At 63.1% G+C, this 9,745-nt stretch carries 10 protein-coding genes; 7 read left to right on the forward strand and 3 right to left on the reverse strand.

The window, feature by feature from the left end; genetic code table 11:
• Positions 1-991, reverse strand: a 991-nt coding sequence (locus APH42_RS27650) for a 5'-3' exonuclease H3TH domain-containing protein (RefSeq protein WP_305728950.1), incomplete at its 3' end; no start/stop codon positions are given.
• A gap of 75 nt (positions 992-1,066) precedes the next feature.
• Between APH42_RS27650 and APH42_RS27655 the strand changes: the two genes are divergently transcribed.
• Together APH42_RS27655 and APH42_RS27660 are read left to right on the forward strand one after the other, a co-directional pair.
• A complete protein-coding gene (locus tag APH42_RS27655) occupies positions 1,067-1,354 on the forward strand; it encodes a DUF2782 domain-containing protein (RefSeq protein WP_010951520.1) in 288 nt (95 codons plus the stop codon).
• Between the two features lie 69 nt (positions 1,355-1,423).
• A complete protein-coding gene (locus APH42_RS27660; RefSeq protein WP_060494667.1) occupies positions 1,424-2,374 on the forward strand; it encodes a homoserine kinase in 951 nt (316 codons plus the stop codon).
• A gap of 50 nt (positions 2,375-2,424) precedes the next feature.
• Here APH42_RS27660 and APH42_RS27665 read toward each other — a convergent pair whose 3' ends face one another.
• Positions 2,425-3,381, reverse strand: a complete 957-nt coding sequence (locus APH42_RS27665) for a zinc ABC transporter substrate-binding protein (protein ID WP_060494668.1) — start codon at positions 3,379-3,381, stop codon at positions 2,425-2,427.
• Positions 3,382-3,399: 18 nt separating this feature from the next.
• On the opposite strand from APH42_RS27665, the gene zur reads away from it, so the two are divergent.
• The 4 genes from zur (at position 3,400) to APH42_RS27685 (ending at position 6,265) form a co-directional block, all read left to right on the forward strand.
• Positions 3,400-3,885, forward strand: a complete 486-nt coding sequence (zur, locus tag APH42_RS27670; RefSeq protein WP_012269924.1) for a zinc uptake transcriptional repressor Zur — start codon at positions 3,400-3,402, stop codon at positions 3,883-3,885.
• The gene (gene znuC, locus APH42_RS27675) at positions 3,882-4,655 is read left to right on the forward strand and encodes a zinc ABC transporter ATP-binding protein ZnuC (RefSeq protein ID WP_012269923.1); all 774 of its coding nucleotides are present in this window, start codon (positions 3,882-3,884) and stop codon (positions 4,653-4,655) included. Before zur ends, znuC begins: the two co-directional genes overlap by 4 nt.
• Complete coding sequence (gene znuB / locus APH42_RS27680) at positions 4,648-5,430, forward strand: zinc ABC transporter permease subunit ZnuB (protein ID WP_012269922.1); 783 nt, start codon at positions 4,648-4,650, stop codon at positions 5,428-5,430. The genes znuC and znuB overlap by 8 nt, the downstream gene beginning before the upstream one ends.
• Positions 5,431-5,557: 127 nt before the next feature.
• Positions 5,558-6,265 (forward strand): PA5502 family lipoprotein, encoded by a 708-nt coding sequence (locus APH42_RS27685; protein ID WP_060494669.1) that lies wholly within the window; start codon positions 5,558-5,560, stop codon positions 6,263-6,265.
• A 96-nt stretch (positions 6,266-6,361) separates the two neighbouring features.
• Here the strand turns inward: APH42_RS27685 and katE are convergent, their stop codons facing one another.
• On the reverse strand, positions 6,362-8,497 hold the full coding sequence (gene katE / locus APH42_RS27690; protein ID WP_060494670.1) for a catalase HPII: 2,136 nt from the start codon (positions 8,495-8,497) through the stop codon (positions 6,362-6,364).
• A 227-nt stretch (positions 8,498-8,724) separates the two neighbouring features.
• On the opposite strand from katE, the gene APH42_RS27695 reads away from it, so the two are divergent.
• Positions 8,725-9,732: a methionine ABC transporter ATP-binding protein gene (locus APH42_RS27695; protein WP_012269919.1), complete on the forward strand. Its 1,008-nt coding sequence runs from the start codon at positions 8,725-8,727 to the stop codon at positions 9,730-9,732.
• Positions 9,733-9,745 lie beyond the last annotated feature (13 nt).

Raw genomic sequence — 9,745 nt, forward strand, 5'->3', positions numbered from 1 at the left:
GCAGCTTGTCCAGCCAGGCCTCGAAACGGGCCTGGTCAAGAATGGTTTCGTACGTCGGCTCAACCTTGGCCGCCGGCTCTTCGACCGGCGCAACCTCATTACCCGCCCTTGCGGCCTCACGCTGCACTTCGGCAACCCAGCTCTTGAACTCCATCTCGGTGTACAGCGCCTGCAACGCTTCGCGATCAGGCTCACCGCACACCAGCGCATCCACTTCGACATCCAGCGGCACATCGACCTTGATGGTGGCCAGCTCGTAGGACAGGAACGCTGCGTCCCGGTGCTCTTCAAGCTTGGCCGGCAAGGTCTTGGCGCCACGAATGGCCAGTGCCGGTACCTTGTCCAGGTTCGCGTACAAATCGCTGAGGCCGCCGCCGATACCGGTCAGCAGGCCCACGGCGGTTTTTTCGCCCACGCCCGGTACGCCGGGAATGTTGTCGACCTTGTCACCCATCAGGGCCAGGAAGTCGATGATATGTTCCGGGCCGACGCCAAATTTCTCGTGCACGCCAGCCACGTCCAGCACGCTTCCGGTCATGGTGTTGACCAAGGTAATGTGCCCGTCCACCAGCTGAGCCATGTCCTTGTCACCGGTCGAAATGATCACCGGGCGACCCTTCGCGGCAGCACTGCGCGCCAGGGTGCCGATGACGTCGTCGGCCTCTACACCCTCGACGCACAGTAACGGATAGCCCAGCGCCTTCACGCTGGCATGCAGCGGCTCGACCTGCACCCGCAGGTCGTCCGGCATGCTGGGGCGGTTGGCCTTGTATTCGGCGAACATGGCATCGCGGAAAGTGCCGCCCTTGGCGTCGAATACCACGGCGAACAGGCTGTCGGGGTATTGCTTGCGCAGGCTCTTGAGCATGTTCAGCACACCCTTCACCGCACCGGTCGGCATGCCCTTGGACGTGGTCAGCGGCGGCAGCGCGTGAAAGGCGCGGTACAGGTAGGAGGAACCGTCCACCAGGACGAGGGGCGCTTGGCTCATGAGCAGAATCAACCTTTTCGACGGGTCCGGCGCTAGAATAGCCAGAATCATTGACGACAAAGGGACTAGGTTATCATGCGTACACTCAATCGCCTGTTACTGCTCGGCCTGTTGGCAACCATGCCTGTCGTTACCCTGGCGGCGGACGACGCCCCCTCGGCCGATCCCGAGGTGACCATTCGCACGGAAGGCGACAAAACCATCCAGGAGTACCGGCAAAACGGCTTCCTGTATGCGATCAAGATCACGCCGAAAAACGGCAAGCCTTATTTTCTGGTACGCGCCGATGGCACTGATGCCAATTTCATTCGATCCGACCAGCCGGACATGCTGATTCCGTCCTGGAAGATCTTCGAGTGGTAATCTGACGCGCACCGTTCACATCAACCCGGCACTTCCCGGCGGAAGTGCCCGTATGGGCATTTTTTCATCATGTCAGTCTTCACCCCCGTGACCCGGCCTGAGCTGGAAACCTTTCTGGCGCCGTACCAGCTGGGCCGTCTGCTCGACTTCCAGGGCATTGCCGCCGGCACCGAAAACAGCAATTTCTTCGTCAGCCTCGAACAGGGGGAGTTCGTCCTGACGCTGATCGAGCGCGGGCCAAGCGAGGACATGCCGTTCTTTATCGAGCTGCTCGATACCCTGCACGCCGCCGACATGCCGGTGCCCTATGCCATTCGTGACCGCGACGGCAACGGCCTGCGCGAGCTGTGCGGCAAGCCTGCGCTGCTGCAGCCAAGGCTGTCGGGCAAGCACATCAAGGCACCGAACAACCAGCACTGCGCCCAGGTCGGCGAGTTGCTGGCGCACATTCACCTGGCCACCCGCGCGCGCATCATCGAGCGCAAGACCGACCGTGGCCTGGACTGGATGCTGGCCTCGGGTGCCGAACTGTTGCCACGCCTGACCGCCGAGCAAGCCAAGCTGCTGCAACCGGCACTGGACGAAATCACCGCGCACAAAGCGCAGATCCTGGCCTTGCCACGGGCCAACCTGCATGCCGACCTGTTCCGCGACAACGTGATGTTCGAAGGCACCCACCTGACCGGGGTGATCGACTTCTACAACGCCTGTTCCGGGCCGATGCTGTATGACATCGCCATTACCGTGAACGACTGGTGCCTGGACGAGCAGGGTGCGGTGGATGTGCCGCGTGCACAGGCGCTGCTGGCTGCCTATGCGGCGCTGCGGCCATTCACGGCTGCCGAGGCCGAGCTGTGGCCGGAAATGCTGCGGGTAGGCTGCGTGCGGTTCTGGCTGTCGCGCCTGATTGCAGCGGAGTCGTTTGCCGGAATGGATGTGATGATCCATGACCCGAGCGAGTTCGAAGTGCGTCTGGCGCAGCGCCAGCAGGTGGCTTTGCACCTGCCATTCGCCCTCTAGTTTCTATTCGGCCTCTTCGCGGGCATGCCCGCGACGAGGCCGGCACAGGCTTAGAGCTGTTCCAGGCACCCAGCCAGGTCGCCGCCCAGCTTTTCCAGCAAGCGCTCATAGCCCTTGCCATCCACCGGGTCTGTTCCGCCCAGCGCATCCAGCTCGGCCAGGCGCACCGGCAGCCCGGCGGTCAAGGTCTCGGCCAAGCGCGGTCGCAGTGGCGGCTCGCTGAACACACAGGTCTTGCCCACTTCCTGCAGGCGCTTGCGCATGGCCGCCACATGTTGCGCCCCAGGCTGCACCTCGGACGCCACGCTGAATACGCCGGTGTGCTTCAAACCATATTCAGCCTCGAAGTAATCGAACGCTTCGTGGAACACGAAATAAGGTTTGCCGGCAATACCGTCCACCCGCGCCTTGATACGCGCATCCAGTGCATCCAGACGCTCGTCGAAGGCCTTCAGGTTGCTCTGGTAGCGAGCCGCATTGGCCGGGTCGACCTGGGCCAGATCAGCCGCCATTTTTGCCGCGATTACCCGCGCATTGACCGACGATAGCCACAAGTGCGCATCCAGGCTGCCCGGCCGGTGATCATGGTCATTGTCGTCGTGGCTTTCTTCCTCATGGGAGTGGCTGTCCTCGCCAAAGTGACGCAGCTTCATGCCCGTCAGCGACTGCACGGCCACGGTGGCCTTGCTGCGGCTAGCCAAGACACGCGGCAGGAAGTTCTCCATGTCCGGGCCGATCCAGTACAGCAGGTCGGCATCACCCACCCGCCGTACATCGGACGGGCGCAGCGCGTAGTGGTGCGGCGAAGCGCCTGGTGGCAGCAAGACGTCAGGGCTGCCAATGCCATCCTGCACGGCAGCGGCAATCTGCTGCAGGGGCTTGATACTGGTGAGCACGCGCACATCGGCCTGGGCGGAAAATGCGATGAAAGCGACAAACAGAGCTAGGAATCGGGACACGGTGGATACTCGAGTCGTCAGAAACAGGTAACATAATAACGTCTCCATCCAGAACCGTCGCTGCCCATGTCCATCACGCCGCTGGCCAACCGTCCTCACGATCACTCCCATTGCGTACACAGCGCACTGGCTGAAGCCGACGCCTTGTGCACCCGCCTGGGCCTGCGCCTGACCGCGCTGCGCCGCCGAGTGCTGGAGCTGGTGTGGCAAAGCCACAAGCCACTGGGCGCCTACGACATCCTTGCCGTGCTCAGCGAGCAGGACGGCCGCCGCGCCGCCCCGCCCACGGTGTACCGCGCGCTGGACTTCCTGCTGGAAAACGGCCTGGTGCACCGCATCGCCTCGCTCAACGCCTTCATCGGCTGCAGCCACCCCGAGCATGTGCATCAAGGCCAGTTCCTGATTTGCCGCGCCTGCCATGTGGCCATCGAGCTGGAGCAGAGCAGCATCAGCGATGCCATCATCGACAGCGCCAAAGGCGTGGGCTTCACGGTCGAGACCCAGACCGTGGAAGTGGTCGGGCTGTGCGGCAGCTGCCGGAGCGCGGCATGAGCGATGCCTTGATCCGCCTGGAACAGGTCGGCGTCACTTTTGGCGGCGAGGCAGTACTCGACAGCATCGACCTGTCGGTCGCCCCCGGTCAGATCGTCACCCTGATCGGCCCCAACGGTGCCGGCAAGACCACCCTGGTGCGCGCCGTACTCGGTCTGCTCAAGCCACACCGCGGCAAGGTATGGCGCAAGCCCAAGCTGCGCATTGGCTACATGCCACAAAAGATCCAGGTCGATGCCACGCTGCCGCTGTCGGTGCTGCGCTTCTTGCGCCTGGTGCCCGGCGTAGACCGCGCGGCAGCCTTGTCCGCGCTGCAGGAAGTGGGCGCCGAGCAGGTCATCGACAGCCCTATCCAGACCATTTCCGGCGGCGAGATGCAACGCGTACTGCTGGCCCGCGCCCTGTTGCGCGAGCCCCAGTTGCTGGTGCTCGACGAACCGGTACAAGGTGTGGACGTGGTCGGCCAGACCGAGCTGTACAACCTCATCACCCGCCTGCGCGACCGCCACGGCTGCGGCGTGCTGATGGTGTCCCACGACCTGCACCTGGTGATGAGCGCCACCGACCAGGTGGTGTGCCTGAACCGCCACGTATGCTGCTCGGGCCACCCCGAGCAAGTCAGCGGCGACCCAGCGTTCGTCGAGCTGTTTGGCCAGACCGCACCTAGCCTGGCCATCTACCACCACCATCACGACCACAGCCACGACCTGCACGGCTCGGTGGTCGCCCCTGGCACCCATGTTCACGGAGAGCACTGCAAGCATGGCTGATTTTCTTCTCTACGCCCTGCTTGCCGGTTTGTCCCTGGCGCTGGTCGCCGGCCCGCTGGGCTCCTTCGTGGTGTGGCGGCGCATGGCCTACTTTGGCGACACCTTGTCCCATGCCGCCTTGCTCGGTGTTGCCTTGGGCTTCGCCCTGGACGTCAGCCCAGCGCTGGCGGTAACCGTGGGCTGCCTGTTGCTGGCAATCCTGCTGGTGACCTTGCAGCAACGCCAGCCGCTGGCCTCCGACACCCTGCTCGGCATCCTCGCCCCCAGCACCCTGTCGCTGGGCCTGGTGGTACTGAGCTTCATGCACGATGTGCGCATCGACCTGATGGCGTACCTGTTCGGCGACCTGCTGGCCATCAGCACCACCGACCTGGCCTGGATCCTCGGCGGCAGTGCGCTGGTGCTGCTGTTGCTCGCCGTGCTGTGGCGGCCGCTGCTGGCGGTTACCGTGCACGAAGAGCTGGCCATGGTCGAAGGCCTGCCTGTGGCCGGCCTGCGCCTGGCGCTCATGCTGTTGATTGCGGTGGTAATTGCCGTGGCCATGAAGATCGTCGGTGTGCTGCTGATCACCTCGCTGCTGATCATCCCTGCGGCTGCGGCACAGCGTCACGCCCGCTCGCCAGAGCAGATGGCCCTGGGCGCCAGCCTGCTGGGCGTTACCGCTGTGTGCGGTGGCCTGGCCATGTCCTGGTTCAAGGACACCCCCGCCGGCCCGTCGATCGTGGTCTGCGCGGCGGTGCTATTCTTGCTGAGCCTGGCCCTGCCAAAACGCTGAGAAGCAGGGCGTGTGCAGGCACGCCTTGCAACCTTTTGCCGGGTAAAGGGTCTGTAAGACCTGTTTTCGAGCGTGCGCACCTGGGTGTAGACTTGCTCGCTTTTTGCGCAAATAGAGAGTCGCAGGAATGAAGCCGTTCGCCTCCCGTTATCTGCTTGTTGCCGCGTTTTCCCTGTTCCTGGCTGCCTGTTCGAGCGCGCCGGTCGAGCAGGCCACCGCACCTGCCCAAGCCGATGCCTGGCAGCAGTTGCAACAAAATATCGCCAGCAACGAGCTGGCCACCGCCGAAGACCAGCTTGCAGCCCTGCAGGCCCAGTCGCCGGATGACCCACGCCTGGAGCAATACCAGCGCCAGCTGGCCGAAGCCTACCTGCAGCGCAGCCAGATCGTCCTGCAGAAGGGCGATGTGAACGCGGCCGCTACCGCGTTGGCCCGTGCTCGCGCACTGATGCCGCAAGCCCCGGCAGTGACCGGTGGCGATCCCCTGAGCCAGGCACGCAAGGCCGAGCTGGAGAAGGCAGAGGCCGCCTTGAAAGCCGCTGAAGCCAAACCCAAGGCACGTATCATCGACCCGACAGCGCCAAGCACTGTGGTGGCCTTGAAGACCACTGACAGCCGCGCCATGCGCCGTCAGCTCGATGATATTGCCGCCGATGTGGTGAGCTATGACTGCGAGGTGGTGCTCCAGGTGCCGCGCACTGACGACGCACCTTGGCTGAAGACTTTGCTGGAAAAGCGGGTGCGCAAGATCGACAGTGGTTTCGATCTGAAGCAGACCCATGAGATCCAGCGCTCGCTGCCGGCGCAGGTGGTTCTGGTACCGCATCAGCAGTAAAAAGCTTCGCGGGTAAACCCGCTCCCACAGGGATAGCACAGGTTTCGAGGTCGGTGCTGTACCTGTGGGAGCGGGTTTACCCGCGAATAGGACCTATCAGGCCGGCACAGCCTCCGCAGCTGCTTCCCGCTCCCAAACCCGGTGCCCTTCAACCGCTTTGACAAAGGCATCCACGGTCTTCTGGTCATCCCCCAGCAGCAATCCCTTGTCCTCCTTCAGCCCAAGGCCGGACGCCAGCTCCTTGGTCAACACCATCGCCTTCAGGTGCTTGTAGCCCTCCAGCAAGAAGTGCTTGGCCAGCCCGCTGGCCACCAAGGCGTCCGCCGAAGCCTTGCCTCCTGGCACGACAATCCCGTCGAACATGATCGAAGGCATCCCTTCCATCGACGCATCCACCAGCAGCTGCTTACCGTCCGCAGTCTTTACCGGCGCCGATGTCGGCCCTAACAGCATCGGCCGTGTACTGTGTGCTTCCAGCGCCTTCACCAGCTTGTCGACGCTAGCACCGTCCACGCCATCCGCCACCAGCAGCGCAATTTTGCGCCCCTTGATGCCCACGTCACCGGGGTGGTTCATCTGGCTCAACGCCTTGGACTGCGCGAGCTTGCTGCCTTTCACCTTGACCGTTCCCTGCTTGGGCGCAGGCAGCCCCAGGTTGGCCGCCACCGCCGCCGCCAGCTTCAGGTCGATATTGGCCAGAATCTCGTTAACCTCCCGGGCACGGATGGCTTCACGCTCCACCTTGCCCAGCTCGAAACTGTAAGCCTTGATGATGTGCTGCTGCTCGGTCGGGCTCATGCTCTGGAAGAACAGCCGCGCCTGAGAGAAGTGATCGCCGAACGATTCGCTACGCTGGCGGATCTTGTGTGCATCGATCCGCTCCTGATAACTCTCGAAGCCACCGTCCTGTGCAGCAGGGGGTGTTTCCTTCGGCCAGCCGCCGTCGATGGAGTTGGGTTCGTACGAAGCCCGGCCCTTGTCGATGGTCATGCGGTGCATGGCATCGCGCTGGCTGCTGTGGTTCGGCGCCACCGGGCGGTTGATCGGGATTTCATGGAAGTTCGGCCCGCCCAGCCGGCTGATCTGCGTATCGGTGTACGAGAACAATCGCCCCTGCAGCAGGGGGTCGTTGGTAAAGTCGATGCCCGGCACGATATGCCCTGGGCAGAACGCCACCTGCTCGGTTTCTGCGAAGAAGTTGTCCGGGTTGCGGTTGAGCACCATCTTGCCCAGCAGCTTCACCGGCACCAGCTCTTCAGGAATGAGCTTGGTCGGGTCGAGCAGGTCGAAGTCGTACTTGTGCTCGTCGGCCTCGGGTACCACCTGCACGCCCAGCTCCCATTCCGGGTAGTCCCCGGTCTCGATGGCTTCCCACAGGTCACGGCGGTGATAGTCGGTGTCCTTGCCTGCCAGCTTCTGCGCTTCGTCCCACAACACCGAGTGCACGCCCTGACGGGGCTTCCAGTGGAACTTGACGAAACTGGCCACACCCTCGGCGTTGATCAGGCGGAAGGTGTGCACGCCAAAGCCTTCCATCATTCGCAAGCTGCGCGGGATGGCGCGGTCGGACATGGCCCAGATCACCATATGCGCCGACTCCGGCACCAGCGAAACGAAGTCCCAGAACGTGTCGTGGGCAGAGCCGCCGGTGGGCATTTCATTCTGTGGCTCTGGCTTCACCGCATGCACGAAGTCCGGGAACTTGATGGCATCTTGAATGAAAAATACCGGCATGTTGTTGCCAACCAGATCGAAGTTGCCTTCATCGGTGTAGAACTTGACGGCAAAACCGCGCACATCACGCACCGTGTCACCCGAGCCGCGCGGCCCTTGTACGGTGGAAAAGCGCACGAATACCGGGGTGATCTTTTCCGGGTCCTGCAGGAAACCGGCCTTGGTCAGCTCGGCATGGCAGCCATAGCTCTGAAAGTAGCCGTGCGCCCCGGTACCCCGGGCATGGACGATGCGCTCAGGGATGCGCTCATGGTCAAAGTGGGTGATCTTCTCGCGCATGATGAAATCTTCAAGCAACGACGGCCCTCGAACACCCGCCTTGAGGCTGTTCTGGTTATCGGCGATCTTCACCCCTTGGTTGGTGCGCAAGGCCTGGCCCGTGGCATCGCTGCGGAAGGCCTCCAGGCTCTGCAGCTTGGCGTTGGTGTTGGCCCGATCAGGGGTCTGGGTGCCGGCGGCCTCGCTGTGCTTGGGCGCGTCCGTTTTCTTGCTGGGCATGGTCGGCTCTCCTCGTCAGTCTTCAGGCGTGCCCGTTTCGGGCTTGTTCAAGTAGTGACTGGGAGGCATTGCCGAGCGTTCAATCAGGATTACCGGTTGTCGCGATATGCCCGATGGATTGGTGCATTACGAAATAAATGCTAAGAACAGCTATGGGAAAAGGCTAAAATGCGCGACCCCAGCTAACCGCTGATTCAAATTTCAATGCGCCCCACAAGGTTCGCTACGTGATCGAGTTCCAACAGGTACATAAAACCTACCGCGTTGCCGGTAGGGAAATCCCCGCACTGAATCCGACCAGCCTGACCATCGAAGATGGCCAGGTGTTCGGCCTGATCGGCCATTCCGGCGCCGGCAAAAGCACCATGCTGCGCCTGATCAACCGTCTGGAAGAACCTTCCGGCGGCAAGATCATCGTCGACGGCGAAGACGTCACCGCGTTCAACGCCAGCCAGCTGCGCGGCTTCCGCCAGCAGGTCGGGATGATTTTCCAGCACTTCAACCTGCTGGCCTCCAAGACCGTCGCCGACAACGTCGCCCTGCCATTGACCCTGGCCGGCGAGCTGTCGCGCAGTGAGATCGACACGCGCGTCACCGAGTTGCTGGCCCGCGTGGGCCTGTCAGACCACGCCAAGAAGTACCCGGCGCAGCTGTCCGGCGGCCAGAAGCAGCGCGTCGGTATCGCCCGCGCCCTGTCCACCAACCCGAAGATCCTGCTGTGCGACGAGGCCACCAGTGCCCTCGACCCGCAAACCACGGCCTCGGTCCTGCAACTGCTGGCCGAAATCAACCGTGAGCTGAAGCTGACCATCGTGCTGATCACCCACGAGATGGACGTGATCCGCCGGGTCTGCGACCGCGTGGCGGTGATGGACGCCGGCCAGATTGTCGAGCAAGGCTCGGTGGCCGAGGTGTTCCTGCACCCGCAGCACCCCACCACCAAGCGCTTCGTCCAAGAAGACGAGCAGGTCGACGAAGGCGAGCAGCGCGACGACTTTGCCCACGTACCGGGCCGCATCGTGCGCCTGACCTTCCAAGGCGACGCTACCTACGCGCCGTTGCTGGGCACCGTGGCCCGCGAAACCGGTGTGGACTACAGCATCCTCGCCGGGCGTATCGACCGCATCAAGGATGTCCCCTATGGCCAGCTCACCCTCGCCCTGATCGGCGGAGACATGGAAGCGGCGTTTGCCCGCTTCAAGGCAGCTGACGTACATATGGAGGTACTGCGTTGATGGACGCCCTGAA

It is taken from the genome of Pseudomonas sp. NBRC 111140, from assembly GCF_001320885.1.
GTDB classification, from domain to species: domain Bacteria; phylum Pseudomonadota; class Gammaproteobacteria; order Pseudomonadales; family Pseudomonadaceae; genus Aquipseudomonas; species Aquipseudomonas putida_P.